Consider the following 23,533-nt stretch of genomic DNA (forward strand, 5'->3'; position numbering starts at 1 on the left):
TTATAAAGATATTTTCTAATTAAAGACATAATTCCAAAAAGTCGCTTTAGTGCAAAAATTGGCTTTACATTTAAAAAACGTTCTGTTTATCATAATTGATATAAGACTAAGGAGGAAAACATAATGTTAAAAAAGGTATTAGCAATTTCGATTGCTCTCGTAATGGGCGCTTTCGCTTTCGCACAAACAACTGCAGACGGTGGAGCAACGCCTGCAAAATCCGGCAGCGTAAATGCAACTTGGGAATGGACAAAAATTCCTAAATCAAAAATCGGAACTGATGAATTCAATTTCAAAAAGCAAGTTAAGATCGAGCCAGTTGCAGGTTCAACAGGCGCACAGTTCGCTTTGGAAAAAGGTGCAGTAAAATTCAAGAAAGAAGAATACGTAGCTCTCTATCACGGAACAAAAGGTTCTTCAACTCTCGAATCTTTGATTACAAAACCTGGCGACAGAAAAGCTGAATACTCAATCACAATCGATGACGCCGCAACAATCACTCTAACGCTCGCAGGAAACGGTTCAAAAGGCCCACAGCGATGTGCAGTTCTCGTAAAACTTGCTGCGGACGGAACACCAACACAGATTCTCGGAATCGACAACCTTTCTCAGGACGTAGCTCCAGTTGAAATTTCTTACGCAAACGCACCGGCAGGAACATACTACCTCTACGGAAACGGTTTCAGAATCGTTAAAGTTCAGTGTAAAAACTAATTTAACTTTTTAAAAATAGTATTATAATAAGACAAGCCTTGTATAAAACCCGTGCAGGAAAGTTTTTCCAGCGCGGGTTTATTTTTTAGCAACCATCTGCAAATCCGAATTCATTTTAGAATCCACATTTATTTTTTCAAAAACCACGGATTTTTAAAAAATACCCTACATGATTTTACGTTTCCTTTTCTAATAATTAATATTATCATTTTTAAAATTACTCATACGAGGTATAAAATGAGCAAAGTCGCAATCAGAATAAATTCTGCTGACATTGTTGCAGTTGCCCTCCAGCCTTTAACAAAAGGCACAACGGTAACTCTCGAAGCAATGGACAACGTTCCGGAAGTTACGGTAACGCTTCAGGAAGACATTACAGCAGGTCATAAATTCGCGCTCAGAGACATAAAAAAAGATGAGCCAATCATAAAATACGGCTATCCAATCGGAGCCGCAAAAGAAGAAATCAAAACAGGATTCCACGTACACACTCACAATATTCACACGCTTCTTTCAGAAAAATTTGAATACTCTTACAACGAAGCGAACGCAAAAAAAGCTTACGATGACTGGTACAAAGAGACTGAATCTCTCAGAAAGAACGTACCGACCGTAAAAGTTTACAAACGCCCGGACGGACGAGTCGGAAGCCGCAACGAGATTTGGATTGTCCCTCTCGTAGGCTGCGTCAACAAGATTTCTGAAACACTCGCAAACTGGGCAAACGGAAAATTCTTGGGCGGAGAACCTTCCCCAAAAGAAGACGGCGGACTTGAAGGCGTATTCACATGGACTCACCCTTACGGCTGCTCTCAGATGGGCGGAGACAAAGAGACTACTGCAGTAATTCTCTCAGATCTCGTAAAGCACCCTAACGCCGGCGGAGTTCTCGTTGTTTCTTTAGGATGTGAAGAGAACAATATCCCGTATTTCAAGCAGTTTTTGGGCGAATACGACGAAAACCGCGTAAAATTTATGACGACGCAGGATTTCCAGAACGAACTTGAAGAAGGAAAAAAACTCCTTACAGAACTCGTTGACTACGTTTCAAAATTCAAGCGTGAAGAAGCTCCACTTTCTGAAGTTGTACTTGGAATGAAGTGCGGAGGTTCAGACGGAATGAGCGGAATCACTGCAAACGCATTGATTGGACGAATCTGTGACGCAATGACCGGAATGGGCGGAAAAGTAATGCTTACCGAAGTTCCAGAAATGTTCGGAGCAGAGCAGATGCTTATGAACCGCTGTGTAGACAAAAACCGATTCGACAGCACCGTAAAACTCATCAACGGATTCAAAGACTACTATGCACGACACAATCAAGTTTGTTACGAAAACCCTTCACCGGGAAACAAAGCCGGAGGAATCACAACGCTCGAAGACAAATCTTTAGGATGCGTTCAGAAAGGAGGAAAAGCACCTGTAACAGGCGTATTGAAGTACGGTGAACGCCTTACAGAAAAAGGCTTGACGCTTCTTGAAGGTCCGGGAAACGACATTGTTTCCACAACCGACATGACAGCAGCCGGAGCAAATATCATCTTGTTCAGCACAGGTAGAGGAACGCCGCTTGGCGCCCCTGTACCAACAGTAAAAATCGCAACGAACCATCCGCTCGCCGAGAAAAAATCTGGCTGGATAGACTTTGATGCAGCCCGACTTCTTGACGAACCAAGCGACAGCGTTCGTGACGCGCTCCTAAAACAAATCTGCGACATTGTTTCTGGCCGTTTGCAGACCAAAAACGAACAAAATGGATACCGCGAAATCGCAATTTTCAAAGACGGCGTAACGCTGTAAAACATTCATAAACTTTCTAAAAGACTTCCTGAATCCATACGGAGTAGGGGAGTCTTTTTTATTTTCAATTTTATTTACCAATAATAAACTACCATTAGTTAGCTACAAAAAAAACTAACGTTTGTATGTTTCAAAATCTTTCTTATCCTATTCACGGTAAAATTCGAAAAATTAATGCCATTAACACTGTATCATTCTGAGATTAACTCAGAATCTCAAACTATAATGAAGAAGCTAGATTCCGAATCGGGTTTGGGATGACATTTTTTGACATTTATAAACCAATTAGAATTACAAAAAAAACTATCATTCGTTAATTAATTTGAATTACAAAACTAACGATAGTTATACTATCTACAAAATCATTTCTAAAATAACACAGAAAATCTCATCAAAACTGCTGAATCTGAAAAATTCTTGACATGTACAATCTGTTAAAATAATAATAGAATGAGAGAATCTAATATTTTTTTGGAGTGAACAAAAAATGAAAGCTTTTATGGATGAAAATTTCTTGCTTGAAACACCAACAGCACAGAAATTGTTTGCGGCTTGCAAAGACGAACCGCTTTGGGACTATCATTGTCACCTTATTCCATCACAGATTGCAGAGAACAAAAAATTCAAGAATCTCACAGAAATCTGGCTGGGCGGAGACCACTATAAATGGCGACAAATGCGCACTTACGGTGTTCCAGAGGAATACATCACAGGTGACAAACCTGATTACGAAAAATTTCTCAAGTGGGCAGAAACAATCGAGCACCTTATCGGAAATCCTCTCTATCACTGGACACACCTTGAGCTACAGAGATATTTCGGAATCACAGAGCCACTTACAGTTGAATCTGCTCCTCGTATCTGGGAAAAAGCAAATGCAATGCTCCAAACAGATGAACTTTCTGTAAAAGGAATCTTTGAGAAATTCCACGTATACGCAGTTGGAACTACAGACGATCCAATCGATTCACTTGAGTACCACAAGGCTATTGCAGCCGGAACTGCACCAATCGGAAAAATCAGCACGCAGGTTCGCCCATCATACCGCCCAGACAAAGCTCTCAACATCAATCTTCCAACTTTCAAAGATTACATCGCAAAATTGAGCGAAGTTTCAGGAATCAACATCAAAACATCTGATGATATTATCAAAGCTCTTATAAAACGCCTTGATTTCTTCATCGAAAACGGATGTAAGGCTTCTGACCACGCCCTTGAATATCCGCCATGCAAAGTTGACACAGACGCAAACATCGATGCGGTCGTTGCACGAGCATTGAACGGCGAAGTTATCAGCGAAGCTGAATCAGAGGCTTACAAAACAAAAGTTCTCGTAGCCCTCGGTCGCGCATACGCAGAACGAGGAATCGTTCAGCAGTGGCACATGAACGCTATCCGCGACAACAACAAGGCTATGTTCAAAAAACTTGGTCCAGACACAGGATTCGACGGCTCTCACGACAAACCTCTCGCAGAAAATCTCGCAGGACTCCTTTCGCTTATCGAAGCAGCTGGCGGCACACCTAAAACAATTCTCTATACGCTCAATCCAAAAGATTACTACTCAATCGGAACAATCATGGGTTGTTTCCAGGGAAGCGGAATAAAAGGAAAAATCCAGCTCGGTTCTGGATGGTGGTTCTGCGACCACAGAGACGGTATGGAGCAGCAGCTTAAGGTTCTCGGAAACCTCGGTATGATTTCTACATTCGTCGGAATGCTCACTGACTCTCGCTCATTCCTTTCTTACTCTCGCCACGAATATTTCAGAAGAATTCTCTGTAATTTAATCGGTGGCTGGGTTGAAAACGGCGAATACCCGAACGATGAAAAAATGCTTACAAAAATCGTAAAAGACATCGCCTTCGGAAACATAAAAGCATATCTCGGTGACTAAAACCGAATAAAAAAAGAGCCATGAAAAGTTAAAAAGCTTTCCATGGCTCTTTTCGTTTTATAAACTCTTCAACAAAAATCGGCAATCAAACCTTATTTTTAAACTTCAAACTTATCAATCTGATTTCCAATTGCTTCAATTGAACTTTCCATCTGATTAGAGAGCGTAGAAAGCGTTGCCCCGGTCTCATTGATTTTCATCGCGCCAATCGACATTTCATCCATGCCGCTCTTCATGCTGAACGTTGCATTCTGCAAACTCTGGATTTCCTGCAAAATAGCCTTGTTTCCTTCGTTCATCTCGGCAGAAGCGCTTTTTACCACAGCAGAATTATCGTTTACCGTATGCAAAGCATCTACAATCTGCTGAGAACCAATCGTCTGCTCTTCCATAGCGGCCTTAATCTGCCTAACAAGCATATCAGTAGTTCTAATTCCGTCCGTAACGTCGTTAAATGCATCTCTTGACTCTCCAGAAGCCGAAACAATCGCGTTAATAGAATTCTGAATCTTATTAAGCTGCTCTCCAATCGTCTTAGACTGCTCGCCCGAAGTTTCAGAAAGTTTTCTGATTTCATCAGCAACAACAGAGAATCCTTTTCCGGCCTCGCCGGCATGAGCCGCCTCAATCGCGGCGTTCATGGCCAAAAGATTCGTCTGCTCCGCAATTGCAGAAATCGCCGTGTTCGCTTCCTTCAATCCTTCTGACTCTTGCTGAATCTGTGCAATTCGCTCCGTAACATCATCCTGCTTTTTTGCACCGCTAACAGCTTGCTCTGCAAGATTTTCAAATGACTCAGCCATCTTTTCTACAGACGTATTTACAGATGTGATATTTCCAATCATCTCTTCAACTGCAGAAGAAGCTTGCGAAACACTGCCAACCTGTTCACTAATAAGCCGGTTAAGAGACTCAATGTTCGAAGCAATCTCATTTACAGCTCCGGCCGTAGACTGAACGCTATCCGACTGAGCGTTAATATTTCGTCCCATATTCTGAATATTAGAAATGATTTCAGTAATCGAAGCGGCTGTATCTTCTGTTGAATTTCGCAAGTCTGTACCAGAATTTACAAGCGTCTCTTTTGTATCTTTTACGGATTTTATGATTTCCTGCAATTTTTCGACAAAGCGATTGAATCCACGGACAACACGACCAATTTCATTGTTTGCTTTTTCAGCGTCGCCTGTAATCCTTTGTGTCAAATCTGCCTGACCACTTGCAATCGCCTCAATAGCTCCCTGAACTTGCTTTAACGGTTTTAGAGAACGATAGGTCGAAACACCGATTCCTAAAACGAGCACAAATCCTAAAATCAAACCTGCGCCAATCAAAACGCCAGCAATCTGCTTGGCAGTCGCATAAACCTGGGAATCATCAATTATGAATGCAAAGCCCCAGTCCGCATTCTCTACAGGCTGATAAGCCACGAATTTTTTTCCGTATTTTCCGGCGTTAATCCATGCAGTTCCTGTCTCACGACTTTTTAAAGCTGCAACAACGCCTTCCATGGCAGTTTCCATAACAGAAGTCTTTTCTTCACCAGCATCTTTATCTGGATTAGAAGAAGCAATAATTCCACCTTGTGAGTTAAAAAGTACAGCGTAGCCAGTCTGTCCAATACGAATAGAGCTTACAAATTCTGTAAGTTTATCAACACCGACGACAGCACTATAACAGCCAACGGTTCTGCCATCAACTTTAGCTGCCTTCGTAACGTGAATAATCGTCGCACCTGTAGATTTTGAAATTACAGGGTCATCTATATCAATATCATTTCCACGTTTTACAACGTTAAGAAAATAATCTCGGTCAATGACGTTCGTAATCTTGTTTTGGTCGTTATAAAAATCACCTTTTTCATCGATGTAACCAATTCGATCAAAATCAGGTGTTCGAGAAGACGCATGGGCAATAAGCCATTGCTGAATCTGCTCAGGATCGGCAGTCTGAGTAATATCAGCTTCAGTATACATGCGCATTTGCTTTATATACTCGCTCAAACGGATGGAAACTACGTTTGTATATGCTTCCGTAATTTTTTTACAGTCCTCTTCGTAAGAATGAGCAATGGCTTTACGTGTAAAATGTGTTACTAGAGAAACTTGAAGTGTATTGAATACAACGATAATTAATAAAATAATTCCAATAATAACAGCAACAAGTTTTCCTTGTCTTTTTTTCGATAAAGCGTTCATAGGCAATTTTGCAATCCCATAAAAGTTTGAAAAAATATTACTCTCCTACATCAAAATCGACATAAAAAAGAAAATCTATTATCTCAATATTAAGGGATAGTCTCTAAAATTACAAATTATTCTTTTTTAAATAATCAGAAACAGTCTTTTCAAGTTTGCTCCCACCGTCATTGGTGATTGAAAGTCCATTTTTTACATTTGCCTTCGGTTCAAGTTTTTTTATGCTGCCTACGCTACGTACAAGTCCGCTTCCGCCATTCGAGCAAATCGGAAGAACGGTTTTTCCAGACAAATCAATCTTGTCCAAGAGCGTGTAAAAATGCATTGGAATATCTCCCCACCAAAGAGGATAGGCAAGAATCACAATGTCATAATCATTAATGTTCGGCAGAGGTTCTTTAATTTTTGGGCGAGCATTAGATTTTTGAGCCTGCTGAGCCATATTGAGGCAGTCATTATAATTAGACGGAGCAGGTTCTTCCAAAGTCAGTTCAAAAAGGTCTGCATTCGTTTTTTGCTGAATTAAATTTGCAATCTTCTTTGTATTCCCGCTCCATGAATAATAAATTATTATCGTTTTTTCAGATGCCTGAGCAACAGCACTTCCAATCATCAAAAATGCAACTATCGCCGCCATAAAAATTGATTTTACTTTCATAAATAAATCCTTGAATAAAGATTCTAAAACTCAATTTTCCAGTAACATAACGCCACTTTTTAGATTTGCCCCTCTCCAAAAAAATAAGACTGTCCTGCAAGCCCCTTCGGAACTCATAGACAGTCTTATCCTAAAAACTATTTTGCGCTTACAACCTGAACGTCGAATGCAAGATATGCACCACCAGGAATGCCAGCCTGCGGAATACCGCGTGAACCGTAAGCCAATTCCGGCGGAATTACCATCTTTCGTGTCTCACCGACTTTCATGTCCTGAACCATAATGTCAAATCCAGGAATCATCTCGCCACCATTAGTCTTGAAAGAAAGTCCTTCATGTCCGCGAGGATCCATTCCCTGCGAAGCATCAAAAATCATTCCGCTCTGCAAGTAACCCTTATATTCAACAAAAACAGTCTTTCCCTTGCCGATTTTGTCTCCAGAACCTTCTTTAAGAACTTTAAAGTAGATTCCGTTAGCATTTTTCTCACAGCCCTCAGTGAACTCTGCAAGCTGTCTTTTTTTAGCTTCTTCGTTAGCCTTTTTAGCTTCGTCGCTAAGTCTGTTAAAATCAGCCTGAGCCGCTGTGAATTTCTCAGCATCCGCACCCTGTCGCACAATCGTAACTTTTACGATTTCGTCGCCCTGCTCAACTGCGTTTACGACTTTCTGGCTTTCTTCATCAACGACCTCACCAAAAATAGTGTGTTTTCCGTTGAGCCAGTCAGTTGGAACATGCGTAATGAAGAACTGAGAACCATTCGTCTCAGGTCCAGCATTAGCCATTGCCAAGTAACCAGGTTTGTCAAATTTCAAATCATCACGGAACTCGTCTGTAAATCTGTATCCAGGACCGCCTGCACCTGTTCCCTGAGGGTCTCCACCCTGAATCATAAAATCTGCAATTACACGATGGAATTTAAGACCATCATAAAAAGGTTTTCCTTTGGCAGCATCGAGAGTTCCCTCTGCAAGGCCTACAAAGTTCGTTACAGTCAAAGGCGTTTTTTTATAAAAAAGTTCAAGATAGATCGAACCTTTAGAAGTTTCCATTACCGCAAAAACGCCCTCTTTTCCGTTAAGAACACTCAAATCCATGTTTTTAGCTCCTTGTTTAGTTACAGCCGAAGCAGATGCCGAAGCAACCTCTTTTCCTACAGTTTTGGAAGGATTTTCTGCACTTGAATCAGAAAGAGAATTTTTTTTATTCTCCTTGCAGCTTCCGAGCGCAAGAAAAGCACATCCCAACAACACAGCTGCCAGAATCTTTTTCATAATTACTCCTTACGCCAAAGTCAAAAAATTAAAACTGAAGCGTAAACCATTTATAAATTGCGTCTACACGCGCATTAAATGAACGGTTAAGCCGGCCTTCCAAAAATGGAACATTCGCATACTTAGCCTGAACAACCATATAAACCAAGAAATAATCTCCCTCATCAATTACGTCGAGATTGATTTTTAAATTTCCTTTTTTTACAGCCGTAACAGGCCCATACTTTATCGGCTCAAAATTCGTAAAACAAACCGAAACCTCGTTCGCACGCTGACTATAATCAAGCTGATAGAAACAATCGCCAAACGAGTTGTCCTTCTGCAAACAGTAAAATCTTTTTCCGTCAGCAGACCCCGAAAGATTGTCAGGAATCGCAGTCTTGTCAGAAGGAGATTTTATGAGATTTGATTTGTGATACAAAGTCTCCCATTTTTTATCCCCGTTCGAATAATACTGCATTCCCTTCATCTTCGAAATTGAACGAATTATTTTTGAAACTGAATCCAATGAAGTGTCGCAAGTCGTCTTGTTTGAAGAATTTTTTACAAGAGTGTCTTTGCTCACATAAAAAAGATTCTCGCTCGTAAAAACAGGTTTGTCCGACGAAGACCAAGTTTTTACAGATTTTTTCGAAAGTTCCGTATTCGGTGTAAACGAAAACACAACTTTCTTGTCATCGTTAAAATTCTTCTGGATTTTTCCAGAGGATTTTACACTCTCAAGCAGCCCCTGAGACACAGAGGATTCACCCTGTGCACAAAATGTTGATAAAATGAGGAAAAATATCGAAGTTATGCACAGTTTTTTCACATTCATTAGTAGTTTCCCTTGTAAATTACACGTACCTGTTTGAAAAGTCCGTCGCCCTCACTCTTTGTCTCAATATCAGGAATATCATTGAGAGTAGTGTGAACGAGTCTTCTTTCAAAAGGATTCATCGGCTCAAGCAAAACAGACATTTTCGTTGAGCGAACTTTGTCTGCAGTCGTGTAAGCCAAATGAACAATGTTCTCTTCACGTCGAACTCTGTAGTTTTCAGTGTCAAGAATAACACGAACGTCCTCTCTTCCGAGATGACCAGCATAAACATTGGCAAGAAGCTGCAATGCGTCAAGATTCTTGCCTTTGCGTCCAATAAGGATAGACGAATTTGCTGACGAAAGTCTGATTCCAATTTTTTTGTCCTCGCGGAACATAACGTCAACAGAAACTGTATATCCCATTCTTGTAATAACTTCTTTTACGAAAGTTACAAGTTTTTCTTCAAAATCTCCCTGTGGAGCAGGAGCAACAGCTCCAAAACGTTCAGAATCAGAAGACTCCGCGTCTTCGCCAGCAGGAACGTTAGCTACAGAATCATCTGTATGAACACGGATTTTTACGTATCCGGACTTAAAAAGAGATTTTTTCTGAGTCTCGATAATCTCAACATCAAACTGATCTCTTTCAAGCCCCAAATCCGCAACGGCGTTTTCTATAGCTTCTTTCTCGTTTTTGCCTTCATATTCGTAAGTCATTTATTTACCTCTCTTTACAATTTTTGCGTTTCCGTTTTGAAAATCAGCTTTTTTCATCGAGCTGTTTATAAAAAGCTGGAGAATAAGCTGCATAATATTGCTGACTGTCCAATAAAGAAGAAGTCCAGACGGAGCGCTATAGAAAATAAAGAAGAAGAATATAGGCATACCGTACATCATAAGCTTCATCTGCATACCGGTTTGAGCCGTAGCAGTTCCGCCATTCTGTGTAATCTTACCGTATAACAACTGAGATACAAGATAGATTACAGGCAAAATATGAACTTCATTTCCCAGGAACGGGATTGAGAATCCGAGGGTGCAAACCTTGTCGCTTGTCGAAAGGTCTGGAATCCAGCCAGGAATAAACATAGCCCCGCGGAATTCAAAATAATTATTGAACAAGTGGTACATAGCCCACAAAATTACGAACTGAATAAGCATTGGCAAACAACCAGCCATTGGGTTATAGCCAATCTCTTTGTAGAGTTTTGCAGTTTCCTGCTGCATTTTCTGCGGAGTATCCTTGTATTTTGCCTGAATAGCCTGGATGCGAGGCTGAAGCTCCTGCAATTTTTTTGTTCCCGAAAGACTCTTTTTTGTAAGAGGGAAGAGGGCAAGCTTGAGCAAAATCGTAAGAATGATGATTGCAATACCCCAGTTTCCGGCAGAACTTCCTGAAACAAGTGCGATTACCCAGTTGAGTTTTTCGAGGAAGAATTTAAGAACCACTTCAAGCCAGCTCAAAAGCTGCATTGTAGGAAGCCCTTCGTTGTAGTGAGTGTCTTTTATTCCCCAAGCGTTGTTCTCTGCAGAATTATATTTCTTAAGTTCAGTTTCGTTGCGAGGACCAGCATAAATGTAGTAAGTGTCATTAGTTCCTGCATAAATAGCCTTGCGGGCAAAAACGATTTGTGCATTCGCCTGGCCACCATTTCTGTCTGGCGCGATTGTCTTTACCAATCCAGAAGTCGTAACTTCTTCATTTTTTGGGTCAGAAGAATCGCCCGTTGAATTATAAACAGGATTTATGAAAGTGATGAAGTATTTTCCAGCAACACCAATCCAGTCCCATCTTTTGTCTTTTTTGGGATTCGGTGTGTATTTTTTGTTGTCAGCCTTGTTGTAGGCAATAAATTCACGGTTGTCGTATCGGTCTTTAGGATTGAATGCAGGTCCGATTTCCGGGGAAGTGCGAAGTGAATAAGCCATGTCATTCACGTTGATTCCTTTGAATCCCTCTCCGCCGTCAACAGTCACGTCAAGTTTAAAAAGATACTCGTCATCCTTGAAAGTATATGTTTTAACAAGAGTGAATTTTCCGCTAGTTCCGTCAGCATTCTTAACCTCAAAGTCTCGCGCAAACGAAATAAGATTCTTTTCCTCATGAACCTTAAAAAGATCGTTCAAAATCGGAGCTTCAACTCCACCGATTGCAATCGCAAACGCACGGTTCTGGTCCGAAATGTTCTTTGCCATCTCGATTCCTTTTCCAGTGTCGCGGTCAAAGTGGTCAATAAGCTCATAACCGATAACGTCTCCGCCTCGGTTCGTAAAAGTCACTTTTACTTTGTTGGTAGAAACTGTATAAGTTTCCTCTTTCAATTCAGGAGCACTCTCCAAAGCCCCTTCGTTTTCAGAAACATCCTCTATTGCCACAACATTAGAAACAAGTGCAGGAGTTTCCTGTTTTACGGTCTCAGTTTTATTAGCCTCGGTTGCTGCCGTTTTTGACGCTCCGCCTTTTGGCTGCGGATAAAAAATCGTCTGAATGGCAAAAAACGCGACCAAAACGACAGTAGAAAGAGCAATCGCCCAAACTGTATTTTTTTCCATTTTTTACTCCATAAGGATTTTTTTTGATTTTAAGGAACTGGGTCGTAACCGCCCTTGCAATAAGGATTACACCGAAGAATTCTTTTTGAGGTCAGAAGAGAGGCCTTAAACGGACCATACTTTTTAAAAGCCTCCAATGAATAGTGGGAGCATGAAGGATAAAACCTACAACACTGTCCGAACATTGGAGAGAAAAAAATCTGATAAAGACGGATTAAGAAACAACAGAATTTAGAAACAAATCTTCCAATGATTTTTGGAATCCTGAAAATGCAATTACTAATCATTTTGCAATCAAGAGTATTATTCAAAATATTCGTCCTTAAACAGACCTGCTTTTTTTATTAATGTATGAAATTGAACACACCGCGTGCTGAACGAGTCTTTCTCGGAAGAAGGATACACAAGGAAAAGCATATCGTATCCGGTGTTCAGGTGTGCTTTTAAATTACGATAGGTCTCACGGCTGAACCGCTTTGCACGGTTACGTTGAACTGCGTTACCATAACCACGGGGAAGGGGGAAGCCAATACGATTGAATTCCCGATTGTTCGGCAGAAAAAATAATTTTGCGCCGGCAATACTGACCTTTTTCCCGTTTTTAAACAGATTCTTAAAATCAGAAGGACTTTTTATGTGTTCTTCACGTGTAAAAAGCTTAGATTGTGTTAAATCTGTTTTCATTTTGTAAGTAATTAGTACTTTTTCTTCTCGTCGCAAACAGAGAGCTTCTTGCGACCCTTAGCACGTCGACGAGCAAGTACCATACGTCCACCACGAGTTGCCATGCGTGCGCGGAAACCAAATTTTCTATTTCTCTTAACTTTGCTTGGTTGATATGTTCTTAACATAATGAACAAATCTCCTTATCTATAAAATATTATTCAAACTTAATTTGAAGTTTTTGAGCAGGGTAGTGAAGTTGACTATACCAAATTTATTTATTTTTCGTCAACATATCATCCTTGAATCTGGCGAACAAATTTTTAAGATTTTCAGGCAATTCGCCTTTTGAATCTGATTCTTGTTCGGAATTTCCGAGCTTTTGCCGATTTTTTTCAAATTCTTCAAGAAAACGGTCTTCCTCATCAAATTTCATTTCGAGTTTTTTTCGCTCATTCTCCTGAACCACGCTCTCATCAACTTTCGTAAGGGAAGCGGAAGTTCCACGAAGCCTGAATGCCAAAGACCTTACATCAATCTCAGGAATATATTTTTTTAGACCTTTCAAGATGTAATTCTGCGACGTATGCAAAAGTTGTGTCCAGCCGGGATGGTCCGTCTCTATCAGCAAGATTCCGTTCTTAAAATCAACGACTTTTGAATGAGCGGCAAGTTTTTTTCCGTTGCCGTAAATCGACTCAACCACGATTCGCCAGTATTTTAAGATTTTGTTTCCGTTTTCAATCTGATTTGCCTCAAGATTCGTAAAAAATTTTGAAACAACATCTGCTGCCGAAAATTCATTCTCAACGCTTTTAGTCTCGCTGCTCATTCCATTCACCTTTTTCAATTTTGTAAACGCGTGTCGTCTTTCTTTTATACCGCTCAAAAGGCTCCCCAGGAAGGAAAGTGCAAAAAAGCTGGTCATATTCAGGAAGCATAGCCGTAACGCTCTGCCGTTTGTCCGGATCAAGTTCCAAAAGAACGTCGTCCATCAAAAGAACTGGCTTTTTCCCAGTCGTCTGCGTATAAAAAATCGACTGAGCAACTCTCAAAAGAATCGCAAGGAGCCTTCGCTGACCGGTGGAAGCTGTCGGAACAAAATTCGTTCCGTTGCGCATAAACCTAATTCGGTCGCGGTGAGGTCCGCTCATTGTCGTCTGCATCACTTTATCCATTTCGCGCTTGTTAAAAAGAATTTGCATAGCTTCGTTCTGGCTAGGAAGTGGAAGTTCGGTTCCCTTCCAGGAAGGCTCGTATTTTATCGAAACTCCATCTATTCCTGTAATGTCTTCGTAGAGTTTTCCAAAAATCTGGTTGAACTGAAAAATTGCATCTCCGCGTTTTTTCTGAATAAAAACCCCATTTTCGGCAAGCTGCATATCAAAGGCATCGAGCATATCAAATTTCATTTCTTTGAGAGTAAGATTCCGAGTTTTGAGGATTTTTTTATATCTACGGCTCACGTCAATATAAAGCACGTCATACATCGAAAGGCACTGGTCAATAAAAAAACGCTTGCGTTCAGGTTCGCCAATCGCAAATTCAAGATCGTCATGGCAAAAAAGAACACATGGCATCGTGTTAATCAGTTCCTTACGGTCTTTTACGGTCTTTCCGTTTTTCTCGATTTTTTTCTTAGTTCCGTCATAGCTAACGAAAAGCGTACTCGTAGAGCCGTTTTCCTCTCGATACATTGTCTTTAGCCCAAAACCAGATTTCCCTTCTTTTACAAGTTCCGAATCTGCGTGAGTCCTGAACGACGAACCATAAGCTGAATAATAAACGGATTCAAGAAGATTGCTTTTTCCCTGCCCATTTTCGCCCACAAAATAGACCTCCTTTGCAAGAAGGTCTATCGAGGCATTTTTGAGGTTTCTAAAATTTACGTAAGAAATATTTAATACTGGCATTATTCCATTTGCATTGGCATTATGATGTGGAAATAATCTTCTGCCGGCTCAGGTCTCAAAGTGACTGCGCGAAGCGCCTCACTGAACTCGAACGCGATTCTCTCGGCAGACATAACTTTGAGAGGATCTTCAATGTGTTTGTAGTTCATCGCAATCGTAATTTCGTCACCTGCGTACTCGCATGGAATTTCCTCGTTCGCATCTCCTAGCTCAGATTCCTGAGAAAAAATTTTCAAAACGCCAGGTTTCAAATTCAAGAAAATTCTTCCAACTTTTTTGTCGAGCATTATCGAAATTCGTCTGAGAGCAGAAACGAATTCAGCTTTATCAAGTTTGAAATTGTTAGGCTGATTTTCTGGAATTACACGCTGATAATTAGGGAACTGACCGTCAATCAGCACTGCGTTAAGTTCATAATTTGAGAATCTAAAGAAAATCGTTTTGTCTACAATCGCAACAGAAATCATGCCTTCATCCGGAGCGTGCTTTGCAACGATGTTAAGAACCTTCGGATAAACAATTGCCGGAGGAAAATCATTTACGCCATCAAGAATCGGTTTTGCAGCATAGGCGAGTCGTCTTCCGTCTGTTGCAACGAGAACAAGATTGTTTTCTTTCTTTTCAATGTGAACGCCGTTCATAAAGAATCTCGTTTCGTCAGTACTTACAGCAAAAGATGTCTGTTCGATTATGTTCTTAAAATCTTTCGAAGGAATTTCAAAGAAAGCTACATTTTCTGCACTGCTGAATTCCGGGAATTTGTCCTGAGACATACATTTGAGCTGGAATTTTATTTTTTTTACCGAATGCTTGATTATTGCGATTACCTGATTATCTTTTTCCTGCATTGCAAATTCGATTTCGCCTTCTGGCAGAGAAGCAAGGATTCCCATCAATTTGTCGCAATAAACAGTAGTTGAGCCAGGTTCCTGAACGTCAACCGGAATTTTTGTCTGAAAATTTACTTTCATATCCGTTGCTTTGATTGTAAGTGAATTGTCCTCAGCAATCAAAAGTACGTTAGAAAGAATCGTAAGAATATTTTTTGATGAAATAATTTCTTGAGCGATTGCAATTTCATTAATCATTGAATTTCTGTCAAAAGTAAATTTCATTTTATATTTCTCCTGAAAATCATACAGTTTTCAACAAGCGTTATGAATTTCTAAATTTTAAAATTTAATAATAGTAATAATAGGGGGCTGTGGAAAAGTTGAAAATCTATTTAAATCTAAATTCTGCATAGATTTATGATGTTGATAATTCAATGCTTTGAATTCACAGTTTTTCAACTTTTCAACTTTCAGAAAAGTTTTCCACAAAAATTTAACTCGATTTTAGCATAAAATAAACATCTAGTCTTTATTTTTTGTACTCTCGTATGCTTCTTTCAAGTGATTTTATAATGCCCTCAAGAGCTGGATTTATGTTGATTTCTTCCCTGATTTTTTCAATCGAATGAATTACGGTTGAATGGTCTTTTCCTCCAAATTCTTCGCCAATGTCTGCAAGAGAATATTCAGTCATGTCTTTTATGATGTACATTGCAATCTGACGTGGTTTTGAAATTGCCTTTTTTCGTCTGGTACTTTTCAAATCTGAAATTGAAAGGCTGTAATGGTCTGCAACTACTTTCTGAACGGTATCAATCGTTATTGCGCCGACAATAGGCTCGTCTATAATGTTTCGTAAAACTTCTTCCGCCAGTTTTATTGTGATTTTTGTGCCCATCAATTCGCTCATATTGAATAAATTCAATGCACATGACTCCAAATCACGAACGTTCGTTTGTATTCGTTTGGCAATAATATCAATAACTTCTTCAGGAAATTCCTGACCGTGATTTTCCGTAAGGACTGCAAGTTTCTTTTCAAGAATAGCTTTGCGGGTTTCGTAATCAGGAATCGTAATGTCAATGTTCAATCCCTGAGTGAATCGAGAACTGAGCCTTTTTGTGATTCCCTGAACTTCGGTAAGAGGGCGGTCGCAGGTAAAAATTAGTTGTCCGTTCTTTCCATGAATCTCGTTGAACATATAGAAGATTTCTTCCTGAAGCTTTTCGCTTCGTTCAAGGAACTGAATGTCGTCAAGAAGAAGCACGTCAAGATTTCGGTATTTTTTTTGGAATTTGTCGTTCGTCTTTTCTCGGAGCGCAAGCGTAAATTCATTCATCAAAGATTCTGTGCTGATGTAGCTGATTTTTAGATTTTGATTCTGGGAGAAAATATAGTTTCCCACGGCTTGCATAAGGTGGGTTTTTCCGAGTCCTGGGCCTCCGTACAAGAGAATCGGGCTGTATTTTTTGTTGCCAGGATTTTTTGCGGCGGCAAGACAAGCTTCGTAAGCATAGTTGCTGTTATCTCCTGGAACGAAATTTTCAAAAGTGTATTCTTCTTTTAAAAGCGGATGCTGAGTTTTTGAAGTGGATTTTGCAGTATCTTTTGCATCTTGTTTTTTGCCTGACGAGAAAATTGATTTTGCTTTTGATTCCGTGTTTTGCTTTTCAAAATCTGGTGAGGCCTGTTGTTTTTCCATCTCGCTTTTTATGAGTTGGTCAAAGCCTTTCATAATCGTTTGCCGATCTTTTAGCTTTGGAGTCGAGTTTTGATTATTTTCTTCTATATATATATCATTACTTTTTAAACTATCATTAGTTAGTTTTTTAGGCTTGAGAGTTTTTGCCGTTTCTGTAGCATTTGAATCTTCTGAAACTTTTTTTTCGGCTGATTCAAAGATGTCGAATTTTTCAGTTGGGGCAGGTGTAGGTTCTTCCGTTAATTTGGGTTCAGTTTTTTGGATTCTTGATGTGGTTATATGATTTATGGTCAACTCTTGGCCTGTGAAATCAGAGAGACATTTTTTTATTCGTTCTATCGTTCCTTTTTGAATCATTTTGTCCCAAAGAAGCTCTGATGGCACGGACAGCGTAATAGAGTCGATTGTTTCTTCTACGTATTTTACGTTAAACCAAAGTTTGAATTCGTTTTCTTTACCAGAGGAAATGTATTCCTCGTGAATCATATTCAGTGATTCTTCAAAAAAATCCTTATAAAATTGCTCAGACATGCCGATATTTTATCCTAACTTTACTTTTTTGTTCAATCCAACTATAATTTTATCTACGTCTTAAAATCTTTTTATCTAAATTTTTCAGAAAAAAAACGGCGTAAAATCAATTTCAAAAGGAATTCAAAAATGGCTTATGTAGCAAGTAATATTCAGGTTTTGAAAGAACTTGAACCTGTTCGTAAAAGACCTGGTATGTATATCGGATCTACAGGTCCTCAGGGACTTCATCATCTTGTTTATGAAGTTGTGGATAACAGTATTGACGAAGCCATGGCAGGATTCTGCGATACGATTACAGTTGCGCTTGAGCGTGATGATATTGTGCGTGTCGAGGACAACGGACGGGGTATTCCTGTTGATATGCATCCGACCGAGCATGTTTCTGCATTGGAGCTTGTTCTTACAAGACTTCATGCCGGCGGAAAATTCGACAAGGGGTCATACAAAGTTTCTGGTGGTTTACACGGTGTCGGTGTTTCCTGCGTAAATGCCCTTTCAACGTGGCTTGAGGCTACTGTAAGCCGCGACGGTCATATTTACCGCCAGAGATACGAAATTGGTATTCCTAAGAGCAAAGTCGAAGTTATTGGCGACACAGACAAGCATGGAACTACAATCCGCTGGAAGGCCGACGCTGATATTTTTAAAGAGACCACGACTTACGATTATGATGTTCTGAACAATCGTCTTCGGGAGCTTGCGTTCCTTAACAGCGGAATTACGATTATCTTCCGTGATGAGCGTCTTGAGACTCCAAAAGAAGAAATCCTTCGTTATGAAGGCGGTCTCGTCCACTATGTAAAAGAAATCAACGCACATACAAAAAGTAAATTCTACTATCCTGACGAGCCGATTTTTATTACTGGCGAAAAGGACGGAGTTATTACTGAACTTGCCTTCCAATATAACGATGGATATTCAGAGAATATCAAAACCTTTGTAAACGACATTAACACTCGCGACGGTGGAACTCACCTTGATGGATTCAAGTCGGCTTTGCTTTATGTTTTGAATAAGTCTTTTGAAGCAAATGAAAAGCTGAAGAAAAAAATTGATAAAGATGAGCGACTCACAGGCGATGATGTTCGTTCTGGAATTGTGGCAGTTTTGTCGATGAAGGTTCCGGAACCGGAATTCGTTGGTCAGACAAAAGACCGATTGGGAAATACGGAAGTTCGTTCTATTGTTGATGCTCTTGTAAAAGAAAAACTTACTATATTCTTTGAGCTGAATCCTCAGATTCTCGAAAAAGTTCTTGAGAAAGCTGTTGCCGAGGCAAGTGCACGAATTGCCGCACGAAAGGCAAAGGATGCCAGCCGAAAAAAGACTCTTGCTGATTCGTTTGGAAAACCGGAAAAACTTTCTGACTGTTCTTTAAAAGATCCGGAGATTTGCGAAGTTTACATCGTAGAGGGTGATTCTGCGGGTGGTTCTGCAAAGAAAGGGCGAGACTCAAAGACTCAGGCGATTTTGCCTCTTTGGGGAAAAATGCTCAACGTTGAGAAAGTTGCAGCTGACAAGGTTGTGAACAACGACAAGCTTGAGCCTGTAATCGCGACTCTTGGTGCAGGTTTTGGAAAAGACTTTAATATCGAAAAAATCCGCTATCATAAAATCATCATAATGGCCGATGCCGATGTTGATGGCTCTCATATCCGAACGCTTTTGCTCACGTTCTTCTTTAGGTATATGCCGGAGATTATTGAGCGCGGTTACGTTTATTTGGCTATGCCTCCGCTCTTTAAGATTCAGCTCGGAAAACAGAAGCCGATTTACGTTTATACCGACGAGGAAAAGGCCGAAGTTCTTGCATCTCTTGGTGAGAATGCCGAAAAGGCTAATGTTCAGCGGTACAAAGGTCTTGGTGAAATGTCGGGCGACCAGCTTTGGGAAACCACGATGGATCCTGCAAACCGCAAGATGAAGGTCGTTACGATTCCTGATGCGGAAGCCGCTGACGCAATCTTTAAGGTCTGCATGGGCGAGGAAGTTGAGCCAAGACGTAAGTTCATTGAGGAAAACGCAACCTACGCAAATCTTGATGTTTAATTGGCGGCTCTAAAAAAAATCGAATTGTAAATTATTGACGGGTAAAAATAGATGGAAGAAATCAAAACAGAAGAGGGCGGAACCGTAATTCCGATTCCAATCGAAAAAGAAGTTAAACAGGCTTACATTGATTATTCAATGTCTGTAATTGTTCAACGAGCTTTGCCGGACGTTCGCGACGGGTTGAAGCCGGTTCATCGCCGAATTCTTTATGCGATGGACGAGTTGAACCTCCGAAGTTCAGGTGCGACTCGAAAATGTGCAAAAATCGTTGGTGACGTGCTCGGAAAATATCATCCTCATGGTGATGCTTCTGTTTATGACGCTCTTGTTCGTCTTGGTCAGGATTTTGCCCAGCGTTACACTGTAATAACTCCTCAAGGAAACTTTGGTACTCAGGCTGGTGACCCTGCTGCTGCATACCGATACACCGAGGCGAAGATGGCAAAAATCGCCGAGGAAATGGTTGCTGATATCGATAAAGATACTGTCCGCATGGATCCTAACTTTGATGAAACTGTAAAGGAGCCGGCTGTTCTTCCTGGAAAATTTCCGTTCCTTTTGTGTAACGGTACAACAGGTATTGCCGTTGGTATGGCGACAAATATGCCTTCTCACAATCTTCGCGAAGTTGCTGCTGCAATCGGAGCGTATATTGATAATCCAGAGATTTCTGTTGATGAACTTATGCATTACATCAAAGGACCTGATTTTCCTACAGGCGGAGTAATTTACGGTACATCTGGATTCAAGAAGGCTTACCGAACGGGGCGTGGAAAAGTTACAATCCGTTCTAAGTTCATTATTGAAACTGACAAGCACGGTAAGGAATCAATTGTATTTACGGAAGTTCCTTACGGCGTAAATACATCTAATATCATAAAGAAAATTACTGATCTTGCCCGCGACAAAGTTATTGAGGGAATTGCCGGAGCTAATGACGAAACTTCCGACCGCGTTGGTATGCGACTTGTCGTTGACTTAAAGAAAAATGCCGTTACAAAAATCGTATTGAATCAGCTTTTTGCAAAAACTGAGTTGCAGTCGAATTTCGGTATAATTAACTTGGCACTTGTTCCTGACCATGCTCATGGTGATGCGCTTAGGCCTCAGGTGCTTACGTTAAAGCAGCTCATTCAGCACTTCGTTGACCATCGCGACATCGTGGTTACGCGAAGGACACAGTATGAATTGAAGCAGGCTCTTGCGCGTGCTCATATTCTTGAAGCCCTTATCGTTGCAGTTGACGCAATTGATGAAGTTATAAAAATCATCCGGGGAAGCCGTGACGTTCAGGATGCCAAGAATAATTTGGCAAAACGTTTTGAATTTGATGATGTTCAGACTCAGGCTATTGTTGATATGCCGCTCAAGCGACTTACTCACCTGCAGATTGATGAACTCAAAAAAGAAATGGCCGAATTGAAGGCTTTGATTGCCCACTTGGAAGACTTGCTTGCCCATCACGAGAAAATTCTTGCAATTGTAAAGGACGAGACTAACGAGCTTGCCGCAAAATATGGCGATGACAGAAAAACTCAGATTGTCGCTGACGAAGTTGAGCAGATTAATATGGAAGATATGATTAAGGAAGAGGAAGTCGTTGTTCTGATTTCTAAACTTGGTTATATCAAGCGCGTTCCGCTCACGCAGTATAAACAGCAGGCTAGGGGAGGCAAAGGAAGTCTTAGTGCGAACCTTATTGCCGAAGATTATGTTTCTCAGATTTTTATCGCAACTACCCATGCTTACATTACGTTCATCTCGAACGAAGGAAAGGCTTATTGGATTAAGGTTCATGAGATTCCTGAAGCTAGCCGTGTGAGCCGTGGTTCGCATATTAAATCGTTGTTGCAGGTTTCTGCAAACGAAGAGATTACTACAATCGTTACGATGAAAGATTTCAGGGATTCTCAGTATTTGTTTATGGCGACAGCGAACGGTGTCGTAAAAAAGAGTCCTATTTCAGAATTTGCGAATGCACGAAACCGTGGCATTATTGCAATCCGACTTAAGGATGGCGATAGACTTGTTGCTACGATTTTGTCTAGCGGTAGTGATGATATTATGCTAGTCACGCGTAAAGGTAAGGCACTCAGAATGAATGAAGATGAGGTTCGTTCAATGGGACGGGCATCTTCTGGCGTTACTGGAATCAAGTTGATGGAAGGTGATGAGCTTGCTGCTGCTATTTGTGTTCAAGAAAACACAGATGCGCTCATCATAACAGAACGTGGTCTTGGTAAACGCGTTGATTTTGATGAGTTTGCTGCTCATGGGCGAGGAACTGGCGGTCAGCGTATTTTTGGAAATACAGATGCAAAGGGCGAAGTAATTGGCGCTCTTGCCATTGCAGAGACTGATGAAGTTATTTGTATGACTGGACAAGGAAAAACCGTGCGTGTTAAGGCTTCTTCTATTTCTAAACAGGGGCGTGATGCCAGCGGAACAAGGGTTATAAATATTGATGATCCTGATTATGTAGTTGGATTCGACAGAGTTGTTCAGGATTCTGATGATATGGAAAACTCTGTAGAATAGAGCCGTGGTTCCAGTTTATTTGCAAGTTGCTTGGGGGAGGTGCTGCAAATAAAAGATTTATAAATATTTATCAGGCACAGGTCAGAAAGAAATTTTCTGACCTTTTTTTATTTTTCTTGCATTTCTTTGTGTTTTGTTTCAAAGTCGTTTTTTTTGATAACTTCCGTTCATTTGTTTTATAATTCTAGAGCAAAAAGTTTTCACGTGAAACATTTTATGTTGGCATGTTTTGAACTGTTATGCCTTGCCGGATTGTAATACTCAGTTGGTTCAGCCGGGGAGTGTGTGTTCTCTTTGCAATTCTGCTTGATTTTTATAACGCCGAATCTGTTTTTATCGTTCTGGCATTAAGAATTTTATCTGTCTGCGAAGCTGGAAAAATCTCTGAATCCAAATGCTGAAATAAATTCAATATGCAAAAGAAAAGTTTTTAATTACTTCCTTTTTCATTGTTGGTGAGTAACTCAAAATATTTTTACTAATATGGTTTCACGTGAAACATGTTTGTATTAAAAGATGCGATGTTGTTATTTTTTTTGTCACAATTTCTTTTCCGTAGAATTCCAAATTAATGGATTGAAAAACAAGCTTTAGATCTGAGAGCGGTTTTTATGCTGCATAATCGGATTAAAATTCAAAAACTTTAGAACGGAGCTTTTATATTTTCACGTGAAACATTTTTTATGTGTTTTGGGTAGAATGTTTTAGTCGTGCTTTTTTAGAGGCAGATTTTATATTAAATTTGTTTAATACCTATCGTAAGGTAGGAGTTATCCACAATTTGTTAGAAAATGTTCGTGTTTTGTGGATAACTAATAAATGATAGTTATGAGTTATCCACAATTTTTTCACAAAATGTGGATAACTATCGATTGTAAGTGTTATTTTAACGAAGCTGGCCCGAATCCTTGGGCAAGAAGTTCGTTCAATTTGTTTACTTTAAAGTTTCCCACATTGTTTGAACATAGAATCGTTAGCTCAGGTGCGAATTCATAAAGAAATTGTCTGCACATTCCGCAAGGCGTGCATGTTTGCTCTGAAGAGCCTGCGATTGCAATCTTCTTGAACTTTATGTGCCCTTCGCTTATTGCTTTTGATGCAGCTGTTCTTTCTCCGCATAATCCGCATGGATAAGATGCGCTTTCGATGTTGCATCCTGTAAAAATAGCTCCGTCTTCACAGAGAAGAGCTGCCCCGACTTTATAATTTGAATATGGGGCGTATGAATTCTTTCGGGCGTCAAGTGCCATTTGCACAAGTTCTTTATCTGTTGGTTCCATTTGTTTGCTCCTTTTTCGATTCAGGCGATTGCGAGTTTTCTGTCAGCAGCAATCAGCAGGCTGGTATATGAGATTTATGGTACTTTTGCCAGCCGTAAACTCGGAGGGCCTGTAAAAATGCGT

The 23,533-nt window shown here is 40.2% G+C and carries 19 protein-coding genes; 5 read left to right on the forward strand and 14 right to left on the reverse strand.

The window, feature by feature from the left end; translation table 11 throughout:
* Positions 1-123: 123 nt before the first annotated feature.
* The 3 genes from JI65_RS00935 (at position 124) to uxaC (ending at position 4,411) form a co-directional block, all read left to right on the forward strand.
* Positions 124-714, forward strand: coding sequence for a hypothetical protein (locus JI65_RS00935; protein ID WP_191013487.1), 591 nt, complete (start codon positions 124-126; stop codon positions 712-714).
* 237 nt (positions 715-951) lie between these two features.
* Positions 952-2,514, forward strand: coding sequence for a UxaA family hydrolase (locus JI65_RS00940; protein WP_191013488.1), 1,563 nt, complete (start codon positions 952-954; stop codon positions 2,512-2,514).
* Between the two features lie 487 nt (positions 2,515-3,001).
* Complete coding sequence (gene uxaC, locus JI65_RS00945; RefSeq protein ID WP_191013489.1) at positions 3,002-4,411, forward strand: glucuronate isomerase; 1,410 nt, start codon at positions 3,002-3,004, stop codon at positions 4,409-4,411.
* A gap of 98 nt (positions 4,412-4,509) precedes the next feature.
* On the opposite strand, the gene JI65_RS00950 is transcribed toward uxaC, so the two are convergent.
* The 13 genes from JI65_RS00950 to dnaA all read right to left on the reverse strand — a co-directional run bounded on the left by JI65_RS00950 (position 4,510) and on the right by dnaA (position 17,537).
* Positions 4,510-6,609 carry a methyl-accepting chemotaxis protein gene (locus tag JI65_RS00950; RefSeq protein ID WP_191013490.1) on the reverse strand — a complete coding sequence of 700 codons (2,100 nt, stop codon included), beginning with the start codon at positions 6,607-6,609 and terminating at the stop codon, positions 4,510-4,512.
* Between the two features lie 109 nt (positions 6,610-6,718).
* Positions 6,719-7,267: a flavodoxin gene (locus tag JI65_RS00955; protein ID WP_191013491.1), complete on the reverse strand. Its 549-nt coding sequence runs from the start codon at positions 7,265-7,267 to the stop codon at positions 6,719-6,721.
* A 137-nt stretch (positions 7,268-7,404) separates the two neighbouring features.
* Positions 7,405-8,364: a peptidylprolyl isomerase gene (locus tag JI65_RS00960; RefSeq protein ID WP_422822260.1), complete on the reverse strand. Its 960-nt coding sequence runs from the start codon at positions 8,362-8,364 to the stop codon at positions 7,405-7,407.
* A gap of 205 nt (positions 8,365-8,569) precedes the next feature.
* On the reverse strand, positions 8,570-9,358 hold the full coding sequence (locus tag JI65_RS00965; RefSeq protein WP_340138422.1) for a DUF6675 family protein: 789 nt from the start codon (positions 9,356-9,358) through the stop codon (positions 8,570-8,572).
* Positions 9,358-10,059 (reverse strand): RNA-binding cell elongation regulator Jag/EloR, encoded by a 702-nt coding sequence (gene jag, locus JI65_RS00970; protein ID WP_191013494.1) that lies wholly within the window; start codon positions 10,057-10,059, stop codon positions 9,358-9,360. The genes JI65_RS00965 and jag overlap by 1 nt, the downstream gene beginning before the upstream one ends.
* Complete coding sequence (gene yidC, locus JI65_RS00975) at positions 10,060-11,895, reverse strand: membrane protein insertase YidC (protein WP_191013495.1); 1,836 nt, start codon at positions 11,893-11,895, stop codon at positions 10,060-10,062.
* A gap of 29 nt (positions 11,896-11,924) precedes the next feature.
* Positions 11,925-12,182, reverse strand: coding sequence for a membrane protein insertion efficiency factor YidD (gene yidD / locus JI65_RS17245; RefSeq protein WP_191013598.1), 258 nt, complete (start codon positions 12,180-12,182; stop codon positions 11,925-11,927).
* A 16-nt stretch (positions 12,183-12,198) separates the two neighbouring features.
* On the reverse strand, positions 12,199-12,615 hold the full coding sequence (rnpA, locus tag JI65_RS00985; RefSeq protein ID WP_242457115.1) for a ribonuclease P protein component: 417 nt from the start codon (positions 12,613-12,615) through the stop codon (positions 12,199-12,201).
* The gene (rpmH, locus tag JI65_RS00990) at positions 12,591-12,746 is read right to left on the reverse strand and encodes a 50S ribosomal protein L34 (protein ID WP_191013497.1); all 156 of its coding nucleotides are present in this window, start codon (positions 12,744-12,746) and stop codon (positions 12,591-12,593) included. Before rpmH ends, rnpA begins: the two co-directional genes overlap by 25 nt.
* An 86-nt stretch (positions 12,747-12,832) precedes the next feature.
* Positions 12,833-13,390, reverse strand: coding sequence for a DciA family protein (locus tag JI65_RS00995; protein WP_191013498.1), 558 nt, complete (start codon positions 13,388-13,390; stop codon positions 12,833-12,835).
* Positions 13,374-14,471 (reverse strand): DNA replication/repair protein RecF, encoded by a 1,098-nt coding sequence (gene recF / locus JI65_RS01000; RefSeq protein ID WP_191013499.1) that lies wholly within the window; start codon positions 14,469-14,471, stop codon positions 13,374-13,376. Before recF ends, JI65_RS00995 begins: the two co-directional genes overlap by 17 nt.
* Complete coding sequence (dnaN, locus tag JI65_RS01005; protein WP_191013500.1) at positions 14,471-15,586, reverse strand: DNA polymerase III subunit beta; 1,116 nt, start codon at positions 15,584-15,586, stop codon at positions 14,471-14,473. Before dnaN ends, recF begins: the two co-directional genes overlap by 1 nt.
* A gap of 247 nt (positions 15,587-15,833) precedes the next feature.
* On the reverse strand, positions 15,834-17,537 hold the full coding sequence (gene dnaA, locus JI65_RS01010; RefSeq protein WP_191013501.1) for a chromosomal replication initiator protein DnaA: 1,704 nt from the start codon (positions 17,535-17,537) through the stop codon (positions 15,834-15,836).
* A gap of 129 nt (positions 17,538-17,666) precedes the next feature.
* Here dnaA and gyrB point away from each other — a divergent pair, with 129 nt between their 5' ends.
* Complete coding sequence (gene gyrB / locus JI65_RS01015; RefSeq protein ID WP_191013502.1) at positions 17,667-19,589, forward strand: DNA topoisomerase (ATP-hydrolyzing) subunit B; 1,923 nt, start codon at positions 17,667-17,669, stop codon at positions 19,587-19,589.
* A 51-nt stretch (positions 19,590-19,640) separates the two neighbouring features.
* A complete protein-coding gene (gene gyrA, locus JI65_RS01020; RefSeq protein ID WP_191013503.1) occupies positions 19,641-22,130 on the forward strand; it encodes a DNA topoisomerase (ATP-hydrolyzing) subunit A in 2,490 nt (829 codons plus the stop codon).
* An 881-nt stretch (positions 22,131-23,011) separates the two neighbouring features.
* On the opposite strand, the gene cdd is transcribed toward gyrA, so the two are convergent.
* Entirely contained in the window at positions 23,012-23,434 is a 423-nt protein-coding gene (cdd, locus tag JI65_RS01025) for a cytidine deaminase (RefSeq protein ID WP_277950572.1), read from the reverse strand.
* Positions 23,435-23,533 lie beyond the last annotated feature (99 nt).

The sequence above is a fragment of the Treponema zioleckii genome (genome assembly GCF_014737315.1).
In the GTDB taxonomy this organism is placed as follows: domain Bacteria; phylum Spirochaetota; class Spirochaetia; order Treponematales; family Treponemataceae; genus Treponema_D; species Treponema_D zioleckii.